This window comes from Acinetobacter sp. LMB-5, from assembly GCF_001541635.1.
GTDB lineage: Bacteria > Pseudomonadota > Gammaproteobacteria > Pseudomonadales > Moraxellaceae > Acinetobacter > Acinetobacter pittii.
The window spans coordinates 144,765-169,101 of the sequence record NZ_LRDR01000007.1 but is presented as its reverse complement, the minus strand read 5'-3'; the positions used below and the strand labels follow the sequence as shown (position 1 = coordinate 169,101).

At 40.1% G+C, this 24,337-nt stretch carries 22 protein-coding genes and 1 riboswitch; of the genes, 16 read left to right on the top strand and 6 right to left on the bottom strand.

Going from position 1 to position 24,337, the window contains the following annotated elements; all coding sequences use genetic code 11:
- Positions 1–25: 25 nt before the first annotated feature.
- The 5 genes from AW165_RS11435 to AW165_RS11415 all read left to right on the top strand — a co-directional run bounded on the left by AW165_RS11435 (position 26) and on the right by AW165_RS11415 (position 7,239).
- Positions 26–1,612, top strand: a complete 1,587-nt coding sequence (locus AW165_RS11435; protein ID WP_060465897.1) for an urea amidolyase family protein — start codon at positions 26–28, stop codon at positions 1,610–1,612.
- A complete protein-coding gene (locus tag AW165_RS11430; protein ID WP_060465896.1) occupies positions 1,609–3,327 on the top strand; it encodes an acetyl/propionyl/methylcrotonyl-CoA carboxylase subunit alpha in 1,719 nt (572 codons plus the stop codon). Before AW165_RS11435 ends, AW165_RS11430 begins: the two co-directional genes overlap by 4 nt.
- Before the next feature lie 303 nt (positions 3,328–3,630).
- Complete coding sequence (locus tag AW165_RS11425; RefSeq protein WP_032038307.1) at positions 3,631–4,851, top strand: chloride channel protein; 1,221 nt, start codon at positions 3,631–3,633, stop codon at positions 4,849–4,851.
- A gap of 223 nt (positions 4,852–5,074) precedes the next feature.
- Positions 5,075–5,992 (top strand): hypothetical protein, encoded by a 918-nt coding sequence (locus AW165_RS11420; RefSeq protein ID WP_045899617.1) that lies wholly within the window; start codon positions 5,075–5,077, stop codon positions 5,990–5,992.
- 680 nt (positions 5,993–6,672) lie between these two features.
- Positions 6,673–7,239, top strand: coding sequence for a TetR/AcrR family transcriptional regulator (locus AW165_RS11415; RefSeq protein WP_060465895.1), 567 nt, complete (start codon positions 6,673–6,675; stop codon positions 7,237–7,239).
- Positions 7,240–7,290: 51 nt separating this feature from the next.
- Here AW165_RS11415 and AW165_RS11410 read toward each other — a convergent pair whose 3' ends face one another.
- Together AW165_RS11410 and yddG are read right to left on the bottom strand one after the other, a co-directional pair.
- Positions 7,291–7,722 (bottom strand): SRPBCC family protein, encoded by a 432-nt coding sequence (locus AW165_RS11410; protein WP_017481476.1) that lies wholly within the window; start codon positions 7,720–7,722, stop codon positions 7,291–7,293.
- A 128-nt stretch (positions 7,723–7,850) separates the two neighbouring features.
- Positions 7,851–8,783 carry an aromatic amino acid DMT transporter YddG gene (gene yddG, locus AW165_RS11405; protein WP_060465894.1) on the bottom strand — a complete coding sequence of 311 codons (933 nt, stop codon included), beginning with the start codon at positions 8,781–8,783 and terminating at the stop codon, positions 7,851–7,853.
- 203 nt (positions 8,784–8,986) lie between these two features.
- Here yddG and AW165_RS11400 point away from each other — a divergent pair, with 203 nt between their 5' ends.
- The 5 genes from AW165_RS11400 to uca all read left to right on the top strand — a co-directional run bounded on the left by AW165_RS11400 (position 8,987) and on the right by uca (position 16,666).
- Complete coding sequence (locus AW165_RS11400) at positions 8,987–9,937, top strand: 3-hydroxyacyl-CoA dehydrogenase NAD-binding domain-containing protein (RefSeq protein WP_060465893.1); 951 nt, start codon at positions 8,987–8,989, stop codon at positions 9,935–9,937.
- Positions 9,938–10,173: 236 nt separating this feature from the next.
- The gene (locus AW165_RS11395; protein ID WP_014206331.1) at positions 10,174–11,337 is read left to right on the top strand and encodes a zinc-dependent alcohol dehydrogenase; all 1,164 of its coding nucleotides are present in this window, start codon (positions 10,174–10,176) and stop codon (positions 11,335–11,337) included.
- Positions 11,338–11,524: 187 nt separating this feature from the next.
- A riboswitch (guanidine-I (ykkC/yxkD leader) is annotated at positions 11,525–11,620 on the top strand.
- 28 nt (positions 11,621–11,648) lie between these two features.
- On the top strand, positions 11,649–12,389 hold the full coding sequence (locus AW165_RS11390) for an urea amidolyase associated protein UAAP1 (RefSeq protein WP_060465892.1): 741 nt from the start codon (positions 11,649–11,651) through the stop codon (positions 12,387–12,389).
- Positions 12,390–12,404: 15 nt separating this feature from the next.
- Entirely contained in the window at positions 12,405–13,058 is a 654-nt protein-coding gene (locus AW165_RS11385) for an urea amidolyase associated protein UAAP2 (RefSeq protein ID WP_060465891.1), read from the top strand.
- 2 nt (positions 13,059–13,060) lie between these two features.
- On the top strand, positions 13,061–16,666 hold the full coding sequence (gene uca, locus AW165_RS11380; RefSeq protein WP_060465890.1) for an urea carboxylase: 3,606 nt from the start codon (positions 13,061–13,063) through the stop codon (positions 16,664–16,666).
- A gap of 40 nt (positions 16,667–16,706) precedes the next feature.
- On the opposite strand, the gene AW165_RS11375 is transcribed toward uca, so the two are convergent.
- The gene (locus AW165_RS11375; protein ID WP_060465889.1) at positions 16,707–17,243 is read right to left on the bottom strand and encodes an NAD(P)H-dependent oxidoreductase; all 537 of its coding nucleotides are present in this window, start codon (positions 17,241–17,243) and stop codon (positions 16,707–16,709) included.
- Positions 17,244–17,336: 93 nt separating this feature from the next.
- On the opposite strand from AW165_RS11375, the gene AW165_RS11370 reads away from it, so the two are divergent.
- The 6 genes from AW165_RS11370 (at position 17,337) to AW165_RS11350 (ending at position 21,894) form a co-directional block, all read left to right on the top strand.
- Positions 17,337–17,690: a winged helix-turn-helix transcriptional regulator gene (locus AW165_RS11370; RefSeq protein ID WP_000024061.1), complete on the top strand. Its 354-nt coding sequence runs from the start codon at positions 17,337–17,339 to the stop codon at positions 17,688–17,690.
- 87 nt (positions 17,691–17,777) lie between these two features.
- Positions 17,778–18,317 carry a hypothetical protein gene (locus AW165_RS11365; protein ID WP_060465888.1) on the top strand — a complete coding sequence of 180 codons (540 nt, stop codon included), beginning with the start codon at positions 17,778–17,780 and terminating at the stop codon, positions 18,315–18,317.
- Positions 18,318–18,489: 172 nt separating this feature from the next.
- A complete protein-coding gene (locus tag AW165_RS19240) occupies positions 18,490–18,615 on the top strand; it encodes a hypothetical protein (RefSeq protein WP_001000625.1) in 126 nt (41 codons plus the stop codon).
- A 4-nt stretch (positions 18,616–18,619) separates the two neighbouring features.
- On the top strand, positions 18,620–19,054 hold the full coding sequence (locus AW165_RS11360; RefSeq protein WP_060465887.1) for a CopG family ribbon-helix-helix protein: 435 nt from the start codon (positions 18,620–18,622) through the stop codon (positions 19,052–19,054).
- A 12-nt stretch (positions 19,055–19,066) separates the two neighbouring features.
- Positions 19,067–20,875, top strand: coding sequence for an allophanate hydrolase (gene atzF / locus AW165_RS11355; RefSeq protein WP_060465886.1), 1,809 nt, complete (start codon positions 19,067–19,069; stop codon positions 20,873–20,875).
- On the top strand, positions 20,872–21,894 hold the full coding sequence (locus AW165_RS11350) for an ABC transporter substrate-binding protein (protein ID WP_060465885.1): 1,023 nt from the start codon (positions 20,872–20,874) through the stop codon (positions 21,892–21,894). Before atzF ends, AW165_RS11350 begins: the two co-directional genes overlap by 4 nt.
- A gap of 51 nt (positions 21,895–21,945) precedes the next feature.
- Here AW165_RS11350 and AW165_RS11345 read toward each other — a convergent pair whose 3' ends face one another.
- The 3 genes from AW165_RS11345 to AW165_RS11335 all read right to left on the bottom strand — a co-directional run bounded on the left by AW165_RS11345 (position 21,946) and on the right by AW165_RS11335 (position 24,265).
- Positions 21,946–22,827, bottom strand: coding sequence for an ABC transporter ATP-binding protein (locus tag AW165_RS11345; protein ID WP_060465884.1), 882 nt, complete (start codon positions 22,825–22,827; stop codon positions 21,946–21,948).
- Complete coding sequence (locus tag AW165_RS11340) at positions 22,827–23,771, bottom strand: ABC transporter permease (RefSeq protein WP_017481490.1); 945 nt, start codon at positions 23,769–23,771, stop codon at positions 22,827–22,829. Before AW165_RS11340 ends, AW165_RS11345 begins: the two co-directional genes overlap by 1 nt.
- Positions 23,772–23,866: 95 nt before the next feature.
- On the bottom strand, positions 23,867–24,265 hold the full coding sequence (locus tag AW165_RS11335; RefSeq protein ID WP_060465883.1) for a hypothetical protein: 399 nt from the start codon (positions 24,263–24,265) through the stop codon (positions 23,867–23,869).
- Positions 24,266–24,337: the final 72 nt, after the last annotated feature.

Below are 24,337 nucleotides of genomic sequence, written 5' to 3'. Positions count from 1 at the left end.
AAAGAAAAATTAAAAGGATAAACAAATGCGTTTTTTATCGGTAAACGCCGATTGTTTTCTAATTGAGCTTGCAAGCCTAGAAGAAACATTGGCGTTGTACAATAAATTGCAAAATACGCAATTGAATGGAATTAAAGACTTAGTCCCTGCTGCAAAAACAATTTTGGTTTTCTTTAATGAGATCGAAACCAACTTTAAAACGCTGGTTGCTTCAATTCAGAGCCTCAAAATTGATTCTGGATTTGAGCGTAGCGGCCAAGAAGTGCTTGTGCCGATTCGTTACGATGGTGAAGACCTTGCGCAGGTTGCCGAGTCGCAAGGTTTATCTGTTGCCGATGTGATTAGAAAACATCACCAAAGCGTATGGAATGTGGCTTTTATTGGTTTTGCACCGGGTTTTGCGTATATGAGCAGTCCCGATAAGCCTTTTACTGATATTCCGCGCTTAACGGTTCCGCGTAAAAAAATACCGTCAGGTTCTTTGGGCTTGGCTGGAAAATACTCTGGTATTTACCCAAAAGACAGTCCGGGCGGCTGGCAGCTGATTGGTACAACATCGGAAAAAATGTGGGATTTAGACCGTAAAAATCCTGCATTGCTGTTACCGGGCATGACCGTTCATTTTGAAGATGTCACGCATAGCCCAACCACTGTAAGTGTACCGAAGCAAATCACGCGTACAGTTGAGCCGAAACAATCTCTGCCACTATTTACGGTCACTGCGCCAAGTTTACAAATGCTTATTCAAGATGAAGGACGCTTAAATCAAACCAATATTGGTGTTGGGGTTGCAGGTGCAATGGATTTGTCTGCCATGCATAGTGCTAACCGTGTTGTCGGGAACCCAACCGATACACCTGTCATTGAAGTTTTAAATGGCGGTCTAAAAGCCAAAATGCAGCATGCGAGCGTTATTGCGGTGGCAGGTGCGATTTCAAACATTCGGGTGAAATTTGCCGATGGTCAAACCGCAGACTTTGCAAGCTATCAACCGATTGGTTTGGATGAAGGCGATGAATTTCAAATTCAGCCACCAACAGCAGGCTTAAGAAACTATTTGGCAGTTCGTGGTGGTATAGACGTTGAACCAGTACTGAATAGTGCTTCGTTTGACAGCTTGGCAGTGTTAGGGCCAGAGCCTTTAAAACTTGGAGATACCATTTATCAAGGGCAAGTAAAGGCAACCAATATTAGCGTAAATGAAGTTGGTAAAACCGATTTGCCACAAGCTGGCGAAGTCGTTGAGCTAGATATTGTGATGGGCCCACGTACCGATTGGTTCGAACAAGACAGTATTGAACTGCTATGTCAGCAAGAATGGCTGGTGACCAATGAAAGCAACCGAGTCGGGCTAAGACTTTCAGGTGCACAGTCTTTAACTCGCAAAATTACCCATGAACTGGAAAGTGAAGGCACATGTATTGGTGCTTTGCAGATTCCACCGAGTGGTCAGCCCGTTTTGTTTATGAATGATCACCCTTTAACGGGCGGATATCCGGTCATTGCCTCTGTAGCTAAACACCATTGGGATTTGGTGGCACAGATTCCGGCAGGTTGCCGCATCAAATTTAAAAAAATTGCCGAATTTACAGATTTTGAGAATGAAAGATGAATACAGAAAAATTATTGATTGCTAACCGTGGTGAAATTGCCGTTCGTATTATCCATGCTTGCCGTGATATGGGCATTTCATCGGTCGCATTATATGCAGATGACGATATTGGCAGCATGCATGTCGAACTTGCAGATGAAGCATGGGGTTTGGCTGGTGCGACTGCTAGCGAGACTTACCTAAATATTCCAGCCATTATCGAAGTTGCAAAGAAATCGAAAGCAACCATGGTCCATCCGGGTTATGGTTTTTTATCTGAACGTGCTGAATTTGCCCAAGCCGTGATTGATGCGGGCTTAAAATGGGTAGGGCCATCACCAAGTGCCATTGAAAAACTAGGCGATAAAATCGAAGCACGTAAAATTGCAGCTTCCGTTGGTGCGCCTTTGGTTCAGGGTACGCAAGATCCACTTAATAATGCAGATGAAGCTTTAGCGTTTGCCAAACAATATGGTTTACCGATTGCTATTAAAGCCGCATTTGGTGGCGGTGGCCGTGGCTTAAAAGTCGCGTGGAAACTCGAAGAAGTCAAAGAGCTTTATGAGTCGGCAGTACGTGAAGCAAAAGCTGCCTTTGGCCGTGGTGAGTGTTTTGTCGAGCAATATCTTGATAAACCGCGCCATGTAGAAGCGCAGGTGATAGCAGACCAACATGGAAACATTGTGGTGCTTGGCACACGTGATTGTTCGTTGCAACGCCGTAATCAAAAGTTAGTTGAAGAAGCGCCCGCGCCATTTATTAGCGATGAGATTTATCAGCAAATTTTAAGCTCGGCAAAAAATATTTGTCAGGCTGCAAACTATGTGGGTGCGGGAACAGTTGAATATTTACTGAGTCGTGACGGCAAGCTTTCATTTTTAGAAGTAAACACTCGTTTGCAAGTCGAGCACCCTGTGACTGAAGAAATCTCAAAAGTCGATTTGGTGGTTGAGCAAATTCGCGTGGCACAGGGTCATGAGCTTTCTATTCAAGAAACCCCGAAAGCACAAGGCCATGCTATTGAGTTTCGTATTAATGCCGAAGACCCAGCACGTGGTTTCATTCCAGCCTTTGGTGTGTTGAATTTATTTGAAGCACCGTTTGGTCATGGTGTACGCGTGGACACAGGTGTTCGCACTGGGTCATTAGTGTCTAGCCATTTTGACTCACTCATGGCAAAACTGATTGTGACCGGCCCAACTCGTGAAGTTGCAATTGCTCGCGCTAAACGTGCTTTAAAACAATTTAAAATTGAAGGTGTAGCTTCAGTTTTAGACTTTCACCGTGCGGTACTTAATGAACCTGACTTTACAGATGAATTTAATGTACATACGCGCTGGATTGAAAATGACTTCAAACAGGAATTAAAGCCAACTAAACGTGGCATTCCAAATCATCAAACGCCAATGCTGCTTAGCTACATTGAAATTGATGGCAAGTTACACCGGTTAGGTTTACCTGCGGGCATGTTTGCACAAGGCCCAGCAACCGCAGTTCAAGTGCAGACTGCCGAGCCAGAAGTGAGCGCTGAGCATTTACTTGCTCCAATTAATGGTGTGATTAGCACTTGGAAAGTCGAAAATGGTGAGCAAGTCACAGAAGGCCAAGTGGTTGCCATTATGGAAGCCATGAAAATGGAAGTGCAGGTACTGGCACATCGTAGTGGTGTTATTCAGATTGGCGCAGAGAAGGGCGCGACCTGCCATGCAGAAACTGTGATTGCGAGTATTAATTAAGTTTTGAATAAATGATTTGACTCACTTAAGCATTATTTTGATTGGGTCAAATCGAATGCTTATTTATTCACTCAGTTTGTTATTTTTCACAGTACTCGTTAACTATTTTCAGCTTGAAAATCAGCACTAATTGTGAGATATTTATCACAGTTTAGTGATGTGAAAATTAATCACTGTATTGAAAGCTCGCTTATGCGGGCTTTAATTTTTAGCCCAGTTTAAGCATTTCTCACTTAATGAGCTGGCAGCATAAAAACAATTTGAGAATTTGGCACTCACTCAAAGGCGAATTGAAGAAAGCGAATGAAAATTCTACCTTCATCTGAATATGATCAAATTCTAAAATACAGTGTCTATTGGCTCGTCATCTCGATCGTGATTGGAGTCGTAGCAGGGCTAGCTTCGACCTTAATTTTTGTCGCTTTTGATATTTCAAACAAAGTCCGAAGTCTGCATCACTGGCTGATCTACTTTTTACCTTTTGTGGGTTTTGGTATTGGCTATCTCATTAAAAAATATGGATCACCGATTGAGCGGGGAACTCATTTACTGATTGATGAAATTCACCAGCCGAAGTCGTTCATTCCAAAACGAATGAGCCCCATCATTTTTATCACCTCAATTTTAACGCAGTTGTTTGGTGGTTCGGCAGGGCGTGAGGCCCCAGCGGTTCAGCTTTCGGGTGCCTTAATTGACCACTTGAGCCATATATTAAAAATCTCGGAAGACAACCGAAAAATCTGTTTAATCGCCAGTATTGGTGCAGGCTTTGCAGGGGTGTTTGGCTTGCCTCTAGCGGGTGCAATCTATGGTTTAGAAATTACTGCTTTAGGTAATTTAAGATACTCAGCTATTTTTCCATGTTTTGTGTCGGCTCTGATTGCATCGGCTATCCCTGAGCTATTTGATATTGTTCATCCGCATATTTTTTATGTGATTAGTGAGTTTCCAGCCATTCATTTTGGCACGCTCATGAACTTAATTGTGGCAGGTCTGATCTTCGGTCTAGTCGCACGTTTCTTTATTGCAGCCATTCATTTTGCGAGTGACGTTTTTTATAAATACGTTCGGTATTTGCCATTAAGAACGATGGCGGGTGGTATTGTCATTATGCTACTTACGTTGTTCACTGCGCATCAGCAATACAACGGTTTGGGTACAGATAAAATCATTTCATCTTTTTATGTACCGATTGAGTTTTACGACTTTTTTAACAAGACTATTTTTACAGCCATCACTTTAGGTTCAGGCTTTAAAGGTGGTGAAATTACGCCACTCTTTTATGTAGGTGCGACATTAGGGAATGCTTTAGGGGCGGTTTTAAATCTTCCAATTTCATTGCTTGCAGGCTTAGGGTTGGTAAGTCTGTTTTCTGGAGCAAGTAAGGCACCGTTGACCTCTATTATTTTAGCTGTTGAGCTATTTGGAATGAATGTTGCCACTTATGCCATTATTACTTGTTTGTTGGCTGCGTTATTTTCTGGGAACTGTGGATTGTATCGCCGTAAAAAGTTGATGGATTAGGTGGGTTACTTAGTTCTTGCTTCGTTAACTCTAGTTAAAATTAATTTGAAGATTACAGCTGAAAATAATCTCAAAAAAGCTTAAAGTATTTTTAATATTAAGTAGAAAAATAAGGTTGAGTATATTTAGTTATATACAAGATTGATTATTTAAATAGCCTTAATAGTAACAAATAAAAGCTCAATATATTACACTGGGATAAATTCTTGGGTGGAGCTTATTTGTGCAGGCATTATTACTAATATTCGGATATTTTTTTGTTTGGTGTATTTATATTCTAGCTTTGTTATTGCCTTACTATGTTGCTTATTCAATTATAGAACCTCATAGTTTTATGGGGACAGTAGGTGTTTTTATTTTAGGCTCAGTTATTGCTCCTTTAATTGTTATGGCAGCTATAACAGTTCTAGGAACAATTGGTCTAAGTTTTGATGCGCTAAAGAATAAATTTTCAAAATCGAATTCCTATGAGAAAAATTTAAAAACTGTTTATACAGAACCTGAAAGAAGAAAAGGTAAATCACTTATTTATTTTTTAATTTTAATTATTTTTGTATGTGTAGGAATTATAATTTATTTATTGAATTCACCGAAAAGCTATGTTGAGCAACCAGCCTACAGTGAAACTGATAGCGTATATCAAGATGAGAATAAATTTAACAATCCTATAAATAATATTGATTATCAAACTGAGAGTAGTGCTTCCTATACGAAGGATATTGATATTTCATCTCAAGAAGAGCAACCTAAAGTATTAGAGGAGGAGTTAAATGAAAGTACTTCGACAAATCTTAGCTCACCTAATTTAACAACTTTAGGACCCTCACACTTAAAATTAGATATCCATTTCATTGATGAAAAAGGAATCTCTTTTAATATGGATTTTAAAAATGCTAATAGACCTGAATTAAATACTTCTGGAACTTGTACTTATACTAAAAATCACTTAGAAGGAGAAACTAGATACTCCAAGCTTATAGATAAGGAGTTGTCAATATATGCTTTATATGAGTGTGATAATGGAAGAACAATAGAGGTTTCTAAGTTTAATGAATTGGATCAAGATCACTTAATAATGACTTTAAGTTTAACGAATAATTCCAATAGAGTTTTTTATAGTGGTGAAATGGTTGAACCATAAAAATTTAATTTTATATAGTCAAAAAACTTTATAGAACATTTATCTAAAATTAATAGGATTAGGGTAAGTTGAATTTCAATGATGATTGACTTACCTATTTTTTTATTTCCTTCAACCGCTCTACTTTAATACGATTGTCATTTCCCACGCTTGACGCCAACAATAGCGAATACTATCCTTTGCCTGCTGGCCTACATTGCCAGTCGGTTTTAGCAGACCGTTTTCATCTAGAACATCAAAAAATTAATTTTTTGGTGGTGAACTCGTTCGTCCCCCTTCGTAGCGGTAGGACGGAGGAGGGACGCCTTCGGGCGTGCCAGTTCCTAGATGACTGGTCTGCTAACCCTTCTTCGTTCTGCCACCATAATCATTTAGCAGTGATCTGGTAGAACTTCTATTTCATCTAGGAGTCCGCTATGCGTACTAATTCTTCTCAATTTTTGGCCTTTCCCAAACTCTCTCTAGCCATACCGCTTAAACAGTCTATAAATCGGTTTAGACGACTCTAGGTTTTTACGCCTAAACATCGTTACGACTAAAACATAGCAACAATAAACCCGAGATAGGCGAGCACACCTTTATTGTGCGGCTTTTGCATGCCTGTTTTTAACACTCAATTTAAGAGTGACGGCATTTCTATCTCTTTTACATACAACAAAAAATTATTTTAAGCGGTATATATGAAAAATTTAGAATCTTCATTTAGAGCACTCAGAGTGCTGCACACAGCAAAAGATTTATTTACTCAAGATGGATTTAACACGGTGGGGGTTGACCGAATTATTGCTGAAGCCAAAATTCCCAAAGCTACTTTCTATAACATCTTTCATTCAAAAGCACGACTGATCGAGATGTGTCTAACTTTTCAAACGGATGCGCTCAAAGTAAAAGTTCTTTCAATTATCAATTCATACAGAGAACTTATGGTGTTCGATAAACTCAAGCAAATTTACTTTTTACATGCCAATTTAGAAGGCTTTTATCGTTTACCATTTAAAGCAATTTTTGAAATTGAAAAGTGTTATGCAACGGCTTATCGAGTGGTTGTTGATTATAGAAATTGGTTTATAAATGAGCTTTATAAGCTGCTTCTTACCGTCAAAACTACCGCTTCAATAAAAGACGCACACATGTTTCTATTTGCAATTGATGGGGCAATGGTTCAGCTATTAAGTGCCAATAGCGTAGATGAACGAGATAAATTATTAGATTACTTTTTATTTATGCTATCTGAGCATTCAACTTAAACCTTAAATACAAAAAGCCCGTGATTGGGCTTTTTCTTTTAGATGCGGCGATTAAAACTTAAGTTTTTTAAGCCCACGACTTACACCATTTTGTAGAGCGGCTTTAATGATAGGGCCAATAAATGGTACGCGACCTTTAAAGCTAATGGTGTAATCCAAACGACTACGATTATTTCCCAAGTCAGTAAATTTCATGACACCACGGTGGCCCTTAATTGGGCTAATGCCACTGGTAATCGCATATTCGATCAGTTCATTTTCTTTGTAGACTAAATTGGTTTCTACAAATGAAGGGGTCAATGGAATAGACATTTTGCGTGCAGAGCCAACACCATTACGAGCGTCTTTTCCGTTGCTAATACGAGTCACTTTAGCAGGAGCAAAAAGCTTACTTAGGTTTTCATGCTCACTTAAGGTTGCAAAGACCTTGTCTACGGGTGCATCAAATTCTTGTACGATGTTGATTTTTTGAGTTTTTAACATCTTATTCCCTCTAGAAATTATTTTGACATTGGTAATTGTCAGAATTTGGATGTTAGCACGCTTTAGGCAATCGGGGAATTCTTCTTCGTCGGAGTTATCGCATACTTAAAAAATTCACTTTGGTAAATCTACAATACTTTTTGACCTTTTCTTAATTTTTTAAAGAAAGGCTGAATCACAGACCAGTTGGTTGAAACCCAGCAAATAAAGGAACCAGCCGTCACCATTGCTGTTCCTTGCCAAAAGCTCATCGAAAGTTGAGTTTGTAAAACAAACATTGCCAAAATAGACGAAATAATTGGGGTGAAATAAGAGGCCACCACAAGCACGGTAATGTTTCCATGAATGATGCCAATATTCCAAGCAGCATAACCAAAACCCATGGCAGCAGATGCTACTAAAAGGGTCATGACTGTTGGAATATCCATTGATGGAATAGCGAATTGCCCCGACACAAGCAGCTTGAACCATAGCGTGAGCGCGACACCAACAAAGAAAATGGAAATTGGATTTTGCCCATTACTTAATTTTTTGGTGAGTACACAATAAAAAGCCCAAATGATGGCGCCTGCAAATGCCAAAATATAGCTCAGTGGGTTGCTATGAAAATTATCGACAAGACTATTTAAACTAAAATCACCGCTTCCAATTTGAATAAAAATAATGCCGAAAATTGAAAGCATTAGCCCTAAAATAATAAGGAAATTAAACTTTAATTCCTTAAAAATAACAAAAGCTAAAACCGTTAAACTCGGCCACAGATAGTTAACGATGCTGATTTCAATTGCTTGCCGTGCTGTCTGAGAATAAGCAATCGCAAATGAAAAGCATACCTCATAAGCAACGAATAGAATTGTGCCAAATATTAAGTATTTTTTAGAGATCTGCTTAAAATCTGGAACTTTGAAAATGGCAAGCAACAGTAGTGCACTTAAAGAATAAATAAACGTAACACCTAGCTCAGGCCCAATGGCGGCACTGACTTGTTTCATTAAGCCCACCAGAGATGCCCACATGAGAATGGCGCTTAAACCAATCAATGTTGCTAGATTTTTTGACATAAAATTCAGTAAATAACGGTTAAAAAATGGTAAAAGATGAAGCTATATGGATGGAAGGAATAAATTTTCAAGCTAAGGAATATAGGACAAATTATATAAAATATAAACAATTAAATTTATTGATTGGTTGAATCTGTTATGTTTATTTAGCATTCAATTGAGTAAAGAAATTTCGGATAAAACAACATTCTTACGAGGAAAATATGGAAGTCATTAAAATGGTTGGTGTTGTTGGAGCAGGTGTAATAGGTGCGAGTTGGACTGCCTTATTTTTATATAAAGGATTTAAAGTTAAGGTCTATGACCCATATCCTCTAGATGAAGCGGTCTTTAAAAATAGAATATCTGCAAATTTAAATGATTTATTGGCTTTAGATCAAAATGCTGAACACGCCCATTCTCAATCAGATGCGCTGCTTCATCTGGAAATTTTTAATCATTTAAAAGATGCTGTTTCAGATGTAGATTTTATTCAAGAAAATGCCCCTGAACGTCTCGATGTGAAACAACAGCTATATCAACACATCACAGCATATTGCCCCAAACACACCATTATTGCTTCAAGTTCATCGGGCTTAAAAGTGTCCGATTTTCAAAAAGAGGCGCAGCATCCTGAACGTATTTTATTAGGTCATCCTTTTAATCCACCTCATCTTTTACCTTTGGTCGAGATCGTTGGCGGTAATTTGACTGATCCTCAAATTTTAAAACAGGCTTCTGAGTTCTATAAACAACTGGGCAAAAATCCAATTGTTTTAAATAAAGAAGTAAAAGGGCATGTCGCAAACCGTTTGCAGGCTGCGCTATGGCGAGAAGCTTTTTCACTGGTTGAACAAGGCGTGTGCTCTGCTGAAGATGTCGATGTCGCGATTACCAGCGGGCCGGGTTTAAGATGGGCGCTCTTTGGCCCCTACATTAATATGCAGCTTGCCAACCAAAAGGGCTTTAAAGAAGCAATTCATCATTTAGGCCCACCAATGACAGAATGGTGGAATGATATGCACGCATTTCAACATTCAGACGAGACAACAGAGTTATTGGAAGCACAAACCAATCAGCTATTAACACAATATAAAGATATCGATTTATATCAAACCAGAGATAAAGGTCTGGTCGATATCTTAAAGCTCAGACAGCAACTCAAGTTAGATTGAGTCAAATCTTTAAGACGAAGCCAATTATTTTATTGCAGAGATGATTGGCTTTTTTATTGGGGTAAATAACAAAACATGTCTAGCAGAAATAATCCTACATTCATTAAATGTTACTGAAATTCCTATCGCGTTGCATTTGAACTATACGCCTTACGTGAAAAGTAAGAATCGTTGCAAACCGTAAAGAAAGCCTCCTCATAATCAAAGGACATGATAGAAAATAGAGGAATAACAATATGCGCGCTTTAACTTACCACGGTGCAGAAGACGTTCGAGTAGAAACAGTAGCAGACCCTATTATTCAAGAACCAGATGACATCATTTTACGCGTGACTGCCACAGCGATATGTGGCTCTGACTTACATTTATATCGAGGCAAAATCCCTAGAACCGAAGAAGGCGATATCTTTGGGCACGAATTTATGGGCGTGGTTGAAGAGGTCGGTCCAGCTGTCACCGCAGTCAAAAAGGGGGATCGTGTCATTGTTCCTTTTGTGATTGCCTGTGGTGAATGTTTCTTTTGCCAACTTGACCTAACTGCTGCTTGCGAAACAACTAATACAGGGCGCGGCGCAATTATTAATAAAAAGCAGATTCCACCAGGCGCAGCTTTGTTTGGTTATAGCCATCTTTACGGCGGTGTACCGGGCGGGCAAGCAGAATATGTGCGTGTGCCAAAAGCCAATAAAGGCCCTTTTAAAGTGCCAACCTCATTGTCAGATGAAAAAGTACTTTTCTTGACTGATATTTTACCGACTGCTTGGCAAGCCGTGACCAATGCCCAAGTGAAACGTGGCTCAACCGTTGCAATTTATGGTGCTGGTCCAGTCGGACTGTTAAGTGCTGCTTGTGCCAAGATGCTCGGTGCTGAAAAGATATTTATGGTCGATCACAATGACTATCGATTGAACTATGCAGCGGCAACATACGGTGCCATTCCAGTTAATTTTGATGAAGTCGATGCTGCCGAATTTATTATTCAACATACCGACAATTACCGTGGTGTCGATGCTGTGATTGATGCAATTGGTTTCGAGGCCAAAGGCAGTGTGATTGAAACAGTCCTGACCAATTTAAAGCTTGAAGGTTCAAGTGGTGCAGCGCTTCGTCAATGTATTGCGGCGGTTCGCCGTGGTGGTGTGGTCAGCGTACCGGGTGTATATGCAGGCCCAATTCATGGTTTTTTATTTGGCGATGCTTTTGATAAAGGACTAACTTTTAAAATGGGTCAAACCCATGTGCATCAATATTTACCGCAACTTTTAGAACTGATTGAGCGCGGCGAATTAACACCTGAAACGATTATTACCCACCGAATGAAATTAGAAGATGCCGCAGAGGGATACCGCATTTTTAATGAAAGAGAAGAGGACTGCCGTAAGGTCATTCTGCTTCCTTAATACGCTCTCTTATAATTTAGTCTTAAGCCTCTTAGTAAAAGGGGCTTTTTTATTTTCAAGATGCACAATTTTTAGTGCAGATTTTCATTTTTGAACTTAAACCGCACCCAAACAGCTCAAGTTTAGTATTACTTTTAACCAAAACCGTAATACTAAGCTGGCATGTCCTTTGCATAGTCATAACCAATCAAAAGTGATCTAGGGTTCCGATACTTACAGTATGTCTGGACCGAGAGTTCACGGTTCCTAGCGAACTACACGGAGGGATAAAAGCCCGGGAGGAAGTCTAAAACTATCCGACAGGAGTAGCTATGAACACTGCAAGTTATCATAACAATCAGGCGATTTGGACCGAACTTTTACCCGGAGGACACCACTGGTCGGGTCGAATTCAAAAAGGAACCATTCTTAGATTTACATCGCTTGGCGCTCAGGCAAATGTTTCTTTATTTTGTGTAAATGCTGCCGATGTGCTTGAACGTTTTAACATGCCTGACAGTTTAAAAGGGCAACACACCGCCTATTTAAAAGCATCCAATGTGCTCTATTCAGACCTTGGCCGTGTCATGGCTTCCATTGTTCATGATGACCATGGTTGGAACGATGCACTTTGTGGCCCAAGCCGACCTGAGCAAATTGAAAAGCAATTTGGTGCGCGCACATTTCAAGATGCCCGCAATGATATGTACCAAAACGGCTTGGACAGCTTACTCATTGAAATGTGTAAATACGGACTTGCCAGCCAAGACCTGAGCGCCGCCGTTAACCTATTTTCTAAAGTTGCACCAGATGAAAACGGCGCTTTGTCTTATGTCAGTTCTGACAATACCGATCAAAGCATTGAACTGCGCTTTGAAATGGACTGTTTGCTATTTTTATCTGCTGCACCGCATGGTTTAGACACCAGCCCAATCTATCAACCTGCTGATATTCAACTCAGTCTATTTAAAGCCAACTCTCTAACAGATAGCGATATTTGTCGCGATGCATGTTCGCAAAATCAGCGTGCCTTTCAAAACACAGCCCGCTACTACGCGCTTAGCAATATTTAAATCAGGAGAAGCATCATGACAGTTTTACAATCATTTGAAAAAGCAGTTTTAAATGAAGTTTGTCCTGCGGGTGAAGCGTGGATGTGCGAGGTTAAAAAGGGCCAATATTTTCGAATTATTGACCTTGAGGGAAACCAAGCGGTCGATACTTTATTTATGAGTGCCGAAAATCCAACTGAGCGTTATAGCGCAATGGACACTTTGGCCATCAACCAACAAATCTATTTAGAAAAGGGCACCAAGCTCTATAGCAACTTTGGCCGTCCAATTGCGGTTATTCATGATGATAACTGCGGGCGCCATGACACCATTGGCGGCGCCTGTTCATGTGAAAGTAATACAGTTCGCTATGCACATGAAACGTACCCTATGCATAGTTGCCGTAACAACTTTATGTATGCCTTGGCAAAACATCCGATTGCAAAAAAGCATGGTTTAAATGTCCGTCACATCGGCCCAAACATTAACTTTTTTATGAATGTGCCAGTAACGCCAGACGGTCAGCTTAAATTTGATGATGGAATTTCAGGACCGGGTAAATATGTCGAAGTTCGGGCAGAAATGGATTTAATTGTTTTAATTTCCAATTGCCCTCAGCTCAATAATCCATGTAATGCCTACAACCCAACCCAAATTCAACTGGTTGTCCGTGAAGCGGAAGGGGGGTAAGCATGTTTAAAAAAGTTCTAATTGCTAACCGCGGTGCAATTGCCTGTCGCGTAATTCGCACCCTTAAAAAACTCGGGATCGCTTCGGTTGCAGTTTACTCCGAAGCCGACCGTGATTCTTTACACGTGACTTTGGCCGATGAAGCTTTTCTGATTGGTCCTGCGCCCGCTCATCAAAGTTATTTAAATATTGAAAAAATCCTTGAGGTTGCTAAACAGTCGGGAGCAGAAGCCATTCACCCCGGTTATGGTTTTTTGTCTGAAAATGCCGAGTTTTGTGATTTATGTGAAAGCCAAGGTATTGCGTTTATTGGGCCAACTTCAAGCCAAATGCTCGATTTTGGTTTAAAACATACTGCACGTGAGCTGGCTATTAAAAGCAATGTACCTTTACTTCCGGGTAGCTCATTACTTTCCGATGAAGCCGAGGCCTTATTTGAGGCAGCTCGTATTGGTTATCCGGTCATGCTGAAAAGTACCGCGGGCGGTGGTGGTATTGGTATGCGTCTGGTTTGGAATGAAACCGAGTTAAAAGATGCCTATCAAACCGTGTCTTATTTGGCACAGGTCAATTTTAAAGATGCAGGTTTGTATTTAGAAAAATTTGTACAACATGCGCGTCACATCGAAGTGCAAATTTTTGGTGATGGGAAAGGCCAAGTTTTAGCGTTGGGTGAGCGAGATTGTTCGGTGCAACGCCGTAATCAAAAAGTGATTGAAGAAACACCTGCACCACACTTAAATGAACAGCAACGCGACTACCTTCAAAAGGTTGCGATTCAACTGATGCAATCGGTGAACTATCGCTCGGCAGGCACAGTTGAGTTTGTCATGGACACTGAAACCCAAGAGTTTTATTTCTTAGAGGTGAACACCCGTTTGCAAGTTGAGCACGGGGTGACCGAGCAAGTATTTGGTGTCGACTTAGTCGAATGGATGGTTACTTTGGCAAGTGGTGATTGGTCAGCACCGACTGAAAAGTTAGAGCCAACAGGACATTCCATTCAAGTTCGTCTTTATGCTGAAGACCCGATTAAACAATTCCAACCAAGTGCCGGCTTACTCACACACGTTAAATTTGACCCGCAAGCACGAGTCGAAACATGGGTTGAAACAGGTTCAACAGTGTCGTCTTTTTATGACCCAATGATTGCCAAGATCATTGTGACTGCTGCAACTCGAGACCAAGCTATACAGGCAATGAGTGCTAGTCTTGCCAACACACAAGTCGCAGGCATTGAAACCAATTTAGAATATTTACAAAACATTATTGCTTGTGATGTATTGGCGCTTGGAACTCAAACCACTCGTTTTTTAAATACCTTTGAATGGAAAACTCAAAAAATTGAGGTGTTGCAGGCTTGCATTCAAACTGCCATTCAAGACGTAACAGGTCGATTAGGTTATTGGGATGTCGGTGTTCCGCCATCAGGTGCCATCGATCCACTCAGTTTAACGGTGGCAAACCAGCTTCTAGCCAATGAACCAAATACCGCAGGGCTTGAATGTACCTTGCAAGGGCCGACCTTAAAGTTTCACTGCGATAGCCAAATTGTCATTACAGGCGGTGATATGCCTTCAAAACTTGATGGTGAACTTGTGCCGATGTGGCAAACCATCAATGTAAAAAAAGGCCAAGTTTTAAAATGTGGGCTTATCCGTTCAGGTTGCCGTAGCTATATAGGCGTGAAAGGTGGTTTTGATGTTCCTGAGTATTTAGGGTCACAGGCGACTTTCACTTTAGGGCAGTTTGGTGGACACGCAGGTCGTAATTTATTAATTGGCGATATGCTGCCAATTACTGAATATTCTACTCAATCGACTACAGCTTTAGCTCAAGCGCAAATTCCTAGCTTTACCCAAAACTGGGAAATTGCCGTCATGTATGGACCTCATGGCGCACCAGATTTTTTCACTAAGCAAGATATTGATACGTTCTTTGCCAATGAGTTTGAAATTCACTATAACTCAAGTCGTACAGGTATTCGTTTAATTGGTCCAAAACCTGAGTGGGCACGTGAAGACGGCGGTGAGGCAGGCTTACATCCATCCAATATTCACGATAATGCTTATGCGATTGGGGCAATTGATTTTACGGGCGATATGCCAATTATTTTGGGTCCGGATGGTCCGAGCTTAGGTGGCTTTGTTTGCCCTGCGGTAGTCATTCATTCCGAGCTTTGGAAAATCGGGCAGCTTAAAGCAGGCGAAAAAGTTAAATTTGTACCTGTGAGTTACGCGCAAGCAAAAGCACTCGATCAAAAATATCATCAAAGCTTAACTGCGGCTGATACAACTCAGATCGATTTTAACCCAGCCATTCAAGTAGAACCCGACACTTTAAAAGAAGCAGTTTTGGCAACTTTAGACGGTAAAGCTGACTTACCAAGCGTGACCTATCGACCAGCAGGAAATAGCTATTTGTTGGTGGAATATGGTGAGTTAGTACTCGATTTAAATTTACGCTTCCGTATTCATGCGCTCATGCAATGGGTCAAAGATCAAAACATTCAGGGTATTATCGACTTAACACCGGGTATTCGTTCACTACAAATTCATTTTGATTCAATTCAACTCGATCAACTTGAGCTTTTACAGAAACTTCAACAAGCAGAAGCCGAATTACCTGACATTCAAAATATACAGGTGCCTTCACGGACGGTCTATTTGCCTTTGGCTTGGGAAGATTCACAAACTCAGCTTGCCACCGAGCGCTACACACAAATTGTTCGTCCAGATGCGCCGTGGTGCCCTGATAACGTCGAGTTTATCCGCCGTATTAATGGGTTAGCTTCTAAGCAAGCGGTCAAAGATGTGGTCTATAGCGCAAACTATTTGGTGATGGGTTTAGGCGATGTGTATTTAGGTGCACCCGTTGCGACGCCGCTCGATCCACGCCAACGTTTAGTCACCACAAAATATAACCCTGCGCGAACTTGGACACCTGAAAATGCGGTCGGCATTGGCGGTGCGTATATGTGTGTGTACGGTATGGAAGGGCCGGGCGGCTATCAATTCGTTGGTCGTACCACTCAAATGTGGAGTCGTTATCGTAAAAATGCCGACTTCGAAGATGGCAAACCGTGGTTATTACGCTTTTTTGACCAAGTTAAGTTTTATGAAGTTTCTGAGGCTGAACTTCTGCAAATGCGTGAAGACTTTAAGGCAGGTCGTCTACAACTTCGTATTGAAGATGGTGTACTCAACTTAAAAGAATACAACGAGTTTTTAAAGACGCATCAAGACAGCATTCAAGCCTTTAAAGATACACAGCAAGCTAACTTTGAGGCTGAACGCCGCCGTTGGCACGAAGCAGGCCTGCAAGAATATATTTCTGAAAGCCTAGATGCGGTTGATGAAGGTGAAACTGTAGTTATTCCTGAAGGAGGCTGTACAGTCGAATCACACATGCCGGGGTCAATCTGGAAAATCGAATGTGCATCGGGTGATATTGTTGAAGAAGGTGCAACCCTTGCAGTGATTGAGGCAATGAAAATTGAAATTCCAATTATTGCGCCGGAACGTATGAAGGTAGAAACCATTACCATTGAAAAAGGTCAAACCGTAAAAACAGGACAAGTGCTATTTACCTTGGCACCAGTCGCTTAAACCTAAAAGAGAGCATCAATATCGATGCTCTCTTTAAACCTTATGCTTCGGTCAAATGCTTTAATACTTTATGACCATGTTCAACAGCTTCTAATTTAATTTTCGACTCTGGATTACCTGATAAAGGCGAAACGTCATAAAGCAAGTAAGTGGCGCTTAACTGCATTTGTGTATATTGAATTGAATATTGAACCGCTTTTAAAAAACTATCCGCTAAGTTTTCTCGGTCGTTCACCATATCGGCTTCTTTTTGCCCGACCGTCATACTAATAATGACTTTTTTATCTTTTAATTTGTCGCCTTGAGAGCCATAAGCAAACTGATAAGTAAAAACTTCATCAAACCATAATTTCAAAATTGCCGGCATATTAAACCAGAACATAGGATATTGCAGAATGATGGTGTCATGGCGTAGCAACGCCTCTTGTTCAGCACTTACATCAATTTTATAGTCTGGATAAAGCTGAAAAATATCTCGGACTTCAAGGTCCAGATAGGTTTTTATAAGTTCATTCACTATCGTTTTATTTGCAATTGATTGAGCGTAGTAGGGATGGGCCAAAATAAGTAAAGCCATAATAATGCCTTGTAGCTATAAAAATCATAGTCACTATAATTTTTATAGTATGGGTGTACAATAACTATCAAAGTTGATAGGTGGCGTTTAAAAATGGCAAATACTGAAAATAAATGTGAAATCACCATGAATGGAAAAACCTATCCATGTCATATCAGTATGGCTATGGATTTGGTGGGTGGAAAATGGAAAGGCGTTATTCTGTATTATCTAAAAGATGGGCCAAAACGTTTTAATGAAATCAATCAATTAATGCCAACGATCACAGAAATGACCTTAAGCCTTCAACTCAAGCAATTAGAGCAAAGTGGCTTAATATCTCGAACTGTTTATGGTGAAAAAGCACCGATTAAGGTGGTTTATGAAATGACCGAATTAGGCCAATCTTTTAAGCCTGTTTTAGAGTCTTTATCAGTATGGGCACATACGATGATTAATCAGTCATAAGATTAAAGACAAAATTAAATTATTGAATAGATTCGACTCTGTGAATGATATTTAATATGATACTTCAAGAACAAAAATGAAATTATTATGAAAAGAATTTTATTACTAATATTTATGTTTTTTTATTTACTTACTCCGACTTATGCTCAAGAAGTAAAATATAAAAATATTGTAGTTAATTTAAAAGATCACTGGGATATTAGCAAAGGTCAAAATGAAGAGCTAATTGCAATAAAACAAGCGAGTAAACAGGCAATTATAATTTCAATATATTATCCCAAAGGTATAGAAGAGGGTATGCAATATCTGGTTACTTCGCTACAAATTCCGAAACAAGGACTAGTAAAAATGAAAGGGGTAACATTGGTTAATGAGGATATTAATATTCCATTGAGTAGTGGTATGAATTATCAAGCTAATGTATTTACAACCAATTTTGATAAACGTTTTCTTATCAGTGCTTCATCAGGTACTAATGCTGGAGTTATCTTAGTGACATATGAAGGCGAAGGTAATAATACAAATAAAGCGATTAATGATTTTAAAATTTTAATAAATAATATAAAAATAGAGGCTCCTAAAGATGGATTCCTTTTTAATCAGAATGATTTATTGAAACATAACTAAGGATTAAAAGAAATAGCCCCATCCCTGTGCATGGGGCTTTTTTTTTGCCCAAAAATCACTCATAAATTTCTGTCAAGCCTATCAAAACCATGTTTAAAAACTGGCACATTTTCTGCATCTCATATCAGTAATACAAAAACTGAATTTGGTAATACCAAGCTAGAGGTGCGATATGAATGATGTAAAACCTGTGGTTCAACCAAAGCCAACTTTAAAAGCCTTTTTAGTCGAATTGCTCAGCGTACGTGCAGGCGTATATATCAAGCAAAACAATCAGCCGCCTAAAACAAAAGGATAAGACTGTGGCAAAACAAAAGTTGGCTCGAATCAGTATTACCGTACCTGAAACGACACTTAACGCACTCGATCAAAAAATTGTCGAGCAGAACTATGAAAGTCGCTCGCAAGCCATAGTCGACATGATTAATAAACACCTGATTGCAGAGCAAGCACAGGCCAATGAAGTCATGGTGGGCACCTTAACGCTACTTTATGACGCTAGCCAAATGACCTTGCGCAATCAATTGGTCGATTTACAGCAACAGTTTTTAGCACAGGTGATTAGTTCACTTCATATCCAGCTCGACCAACAAAAGATATTGCAAGTCATGTTAATGCAGGGCGCAAGTTCTGAACTCAGACATATTAGCCAGCAATTTATTGTGTTGAAAGGGGTGATTAAAGGGCATTTAGAACTGATGGATGCCGTCATGCCGCCTATACAGCAAAATGACTAAATGAGGAGTAGCGTGTTGAAAAATTTATGGACAATTCAAGACTGGAAAACAGCATATCAAAACGGGCAAATCCATCTTGCAGATCTGATTGGCTACGTTGCAGAAATTAAAAATGATGATAATGCATGGATTGAAATTGCATCGAACGAGCAGATTCAATCGCAAATTGATGTTTTAAAAGATCAGAATATTGCTGACTTACCTTTATATGGTGTGCCATTTGCAGTTAAAGACAACATTGATGTCGCTGGCTTTCACACGACTGCTGCCTGTAAAGAGATTCAATATTTAGCTAAGCAAGACGCTGCCGTAGTTGCCAAGCTAAAAAAAGCAGGGGCGATTGTGGTTGGAAAAACTAATCTCGATCAGTTTGCGACTGGACTGGTTGGCGTTCGCTCTCCATACGGTGCAGTAAAAAATAGTTTTAACCCTGAATATATTAGCGGTGGGTCAAGCTCGGGTTCGTCAGTGGTGGTTGCCAATGGTATTGTGCCTTTTAGTTTGGGGACAGACACGGCGGGGTCAGGGCGTGTACCTGCGGGCCATAACAATATTGTGGGCCTTAAACCTACAAAGGGCTGGTTTTCTACCACAGGTTTAATCCCTGCATGTCGGACCATTGATGTCATTTCTATTTTTGCGCTACATATTGATGATGCTTGGACAGTTGCCAGTTTAATGCAGGGCTACGATGAAACAGATGAATATTCGCGAGCGCATCCAGCCAATGTACCGACTCAATTTTCTAAAAGAAAAATTGCCATTCCAGCTCAGCTTGAGTTTTATGGCGATCTGGAATCTGAAAAAGCCTTTTTAGTGGCAGTCGAGCGCTTAAAAAAACTAGGCTATGACGTTGAGAGTATTGATTTCAGTGCGTTTAATGAGCTTGCTGCTGCACTGTATAACGATGCTTGGGTAGCGGAAAGAACAGTCGCCGTTGAACGCATGACAACACGTGAAAAGGCTCATCCAGTCATTGCTCAAATTATTGTGCAGGCAGATAAATTCAAGGCAACAGATGCACTTCAAGCCGAATATAACCGTGCCGTACTGGCTCGAAAAATTAATGTGGCATTACAACCTTTTGATGCCTTGATGGTTCCGACAGCGCCAACTATTTACACCATTGCCGAAGTTGAAGCCGACCCATTGACTAAAAATGCACACATGGGAGCCTATACCAACTTTGTCAATTTTGCCGATCTTTCTGCTTTGGCTTTACCAAATGTACTCCGTGCAGACAGCCTACCAAGCGGAGTAACCTTTATTGCACCAGCTTGGCACGATCAGGCACTCGCTAATTTTGCGCAGCTTTGGCAAGCAGAAACATCGTTGGGTTTAGGTAAATCAACTCAACATTATCAAAAAAGTCTAGAGATCCAATCAAATCATTCAGTACAGTTAGCTGTGGTGGGAGCGCACTTAACAGGCATGCCGCTTAATTTTCAGCTCACTAGCCGTAATGCCACTTTGCTTAAGAAAACACAGACTGCAGAGACCTATAAACTCTTTGCTTTAAAAAATACCACGCCACCAAAACCGGGATTGCAATTCGATGAAGCAGGGGCATCTATTGAAGTTGAAGTGTGGAATGTTCCCTTAGCAAATTTTGGAGCCATTGTAGCTGAAGTGCCTGCACCACTTGGTATTGGGAACCTCAAATTAAAAGATGGAACATGGGTCAAAGGCTTTATTTGTGAAGCGTATGCCATTCAAGATGCAACCGATATTAGCCATTTTGGAGGCTGGCGAGCCTATATACAGTCACTCAATCAAACCGCTCAAAGTGTTAGTAAAAATGTTGGGGAAGTTTCTATATGATTAAAAAAGCGTTGTTATCCGTATCTATTTTATCGGCAGTTGTATTGGGCGGGTGTGACAATACCGCTAAAGTGCCCGAGGCCAAACAAGACACTCAGGCATCCACAAATACAAAACCAATTACCATTGGCTATAGTGATTGGCCGGGCTGGGTGGCTTGGCAAGTGGCTATTGAAAAAGGCTGGTTAAAAGAAGCAGGCTTAAATGTAGAATTTAAATGGTTTGATTATTCGGCTTCTCTTTCGGCCTTTTCGGCAAATCAGCTCGACGCTGTGTTGGTCACCAATGGCGATAACTTGGTAACTGCTTCGGGTGGTACTCAAGGCATGATGATCATGGCAACAGATTATTCTGCGGGCAATGATGTCATTATTGCAAAAGAGGGCATTAATACCATTCAAGACTTAAAAGGAAAATCGATTGGTGTTGAAAAAGGCTTGGTTGACCATCTTTTATTGGCAACTGCTTTAACCGACCATAACATTAAAGCGAATGAGGTGAAGCTAGTAAATTCAGCAACGAACCAATTACCACAAGTGTTTAATAGCCCCGATATTTCCGCGATTGCTGTTTGGCAACCTGTTGCAGGTCAGGCATTAAAAGCAGTGGCAGGCTCTAAAATTATCTATACGTCTAAAGACAAGCCAGGTTTAATTTATGACACCTTAACAGTCAACATGAGTCATTTAACTGCTCATCAAGAGGAATGGAAAAAAGTCATTCAGGTGTGGGATAAAACAGTTAAATATATTAATGACCCTGCAACCCATGCCGATGCGGTTAAAATCATGGCAAACCGTTCAGGGGTTGACCCAAAACAATATGAGTTGATGGTTAGCGGTACGCATTTATTAGATATCAGTGCCAATAAAAAAGTATTTACTAAATCTCAAGGCTTTGACTCAATTTATGGCTCTAGCTATCACGTCAATAAATTTAATGTCGAAAACGGTATTTATAAAACTGAACAAAATGTAGATGGGCTGATTTATCCAACACTCATAGAACAACTCAAATAAGTTCCATAAATCAAAAAGCCCAAGTTGAACTTGGGCTTTTTAATGCCTGACTTATTTTTCTGTACTGACCTGAGTCATACGTGGAATTTTTGGTAAGTCTTGTAAAGCAGGGTCAAGCTCATCTTCTTCAGCGTGAACTAAATAATCTACCCGTGCCCGAAGTTGTTTGAACTCAGGTGTACTCATTAAATCGAGTGAGCGTGGGCGGGGTAAATTAACTTCAATAATTTCCTTAATTTCACCGGGGTTGGCTTTAAGTGCCACAATTCGATCTGCCAGTAAAATAGCCTCATCCATGTCGTGAGTGACAAAAATAATGGTGATATCAATGTTGTGCCATAAATCCATTAAGTGCTTTTGCATTTTTTGACGTGTGTGTGGGTCGAGTGCACCAAAAGGTTCATCCATGAGTAAAATTTTAGGTTGATTAACCAAAGCTCTAGCAATCGCAACACGCTGTTTCATACCGCCAGAAAGTTGGTGTGGATACTGATTTTCATATTTTTCTAAACCAATAATATTGATCCATTCGCGTGCTTGAGCTTCGGCTGTCATTTGGCTAGCACCGCGCATTTGCGGACCAAACATTACGTTTTCTTTTACAGTTTTCCAAGGGAAAAGGGTATATCCCTGAAATACCATGCCGCGTTCAGGGCATGGACCCGTAATGCATTCGCCGTCTACTAAAACTTCTCCACTATGGTATGGGTCTAAACCTGCAATAACACGGCTCAGTGTCGATTTGCCGCAGCCAGAAGGACCAATCACACAAATAAATTCTCTTTTATGAATTTTTAAATCCAGCTTATTTAAAACGGTGCGTTCAGTTTGACCATGTTTAAAAACTTGGCTCAGTTGTTTAGCTTCTAAAATCATAGGACGTTCATAAATTTTTTGAAAGTATTCATGTGCGTTAAATGTTGAATCGTTCATTATTTTGCTCCTACTTTCCATGTGAACATCCGCTCACCTAACTTCATTAATAGCCAGTCACAGACAAGACCAATCACACCAATAATCAAAATAGCTGCATAGACATTGTCAAAGTTTTGATAGCGTGCCTGTTGGGTAATAAACCAAGTAATACCCGAGGTCGTACCAATCAACTCTGAAACAATTAAATAGGTCCAAGCCCAGCCCAGTAACACACGTAAGTCACGGTAAATATTAGGTAAGGCCGCAGGAATCACCACGTGAAATAAACTTTTGAGCTTATTGGTACCAAGCGTATAGCCAGCTTCAATTAAGCTTCGATCTACCATTCGGGTGGTATTAGCAATAATTAGAATTTGCTGAAATAGCGTACCAATCACAATAATGGCAATTTTAGGTGCGTCATTAATCCCTAAAATTGCCACAGCAAGCGCACCAAATGCAGGTGCGGGTAAGTAACGGAAAAATTCGACAAAAGGCTCTGTTAACAGTGATATTCGTTTAGAAAAACCACACAAAATACCCAGTGGAATTCCAATCAATGAAGAGATAAAAAAAGCTGAAAAAACCAGTTTGATACTGTGCCATAAACTTTGATGAAACCACGGCGAATCAGGTTGTTCAGGTGGCGTAGTAAATGCAGTCACTAAAGCCTTAGCGACTTCATGGGGAGCGGGTAAATAAATTGGATTGACTAGAATACCTTGTGGTGGTGCAGAATCTCGATTGACTGCATTTTGTGCTTCGAGATAGAACACATTTTTATCAACGCGACTTCCTACTTGTAGGTAAGGAACACTGCCTGAACTTGTGATTTGTACTTGAGGATGCCAAACAAAAGGTAAATAACTGATTGCGCACCAAAGACATATTGGAATCACGAAAGAACAAATACTGAGAATCAGCTTGTTCTTTCGCGTAAATTCCTTTGCAACATAACCCATATCGAGAGCTCCCCATTTTTATCAGTATTACGATTTTCATAAAACGTAATATTGTTAAGCAAAATAGGTGCCATCTTTAAAGTGCTCTAGATGACTTAAGACGAGGGAATTAAAGTTTCATGTAAATACACCCAATAACATTTTTCGCCTTCTACTTTAATGCAGGCTGTAGAGGTACGTACTGTCTCGATTTCATCAGTTTGCTGATGTTCTTGATATTGCACCCAACAATAATTTTCAAATTCGTATAAAGCTGTACTCTTAATAATGGTGATTTTTAAAGAGGATTTCTTTCCAATATTTTGACTAAATAAGTTTTTAACTTCGGCTAAACCAATACTTTGACCTTGAACCGTAACCATCTTAAAATTTTGATCAAAGCTATCTAAAAGCGGGCTCAGACTTTGTTCTGCATTTTTTCCTGTAAATACGTTCTCTATTAAAACATGTAGGTCAATGACACTTTGAATGGCCTGATCCATTTGATTAGACATGATTTTTCTCCTTTAAAACCTTATCTTATCTTTTAGATAAACTAAAAAGTATGTAAGTTAAGGGAAGATAAG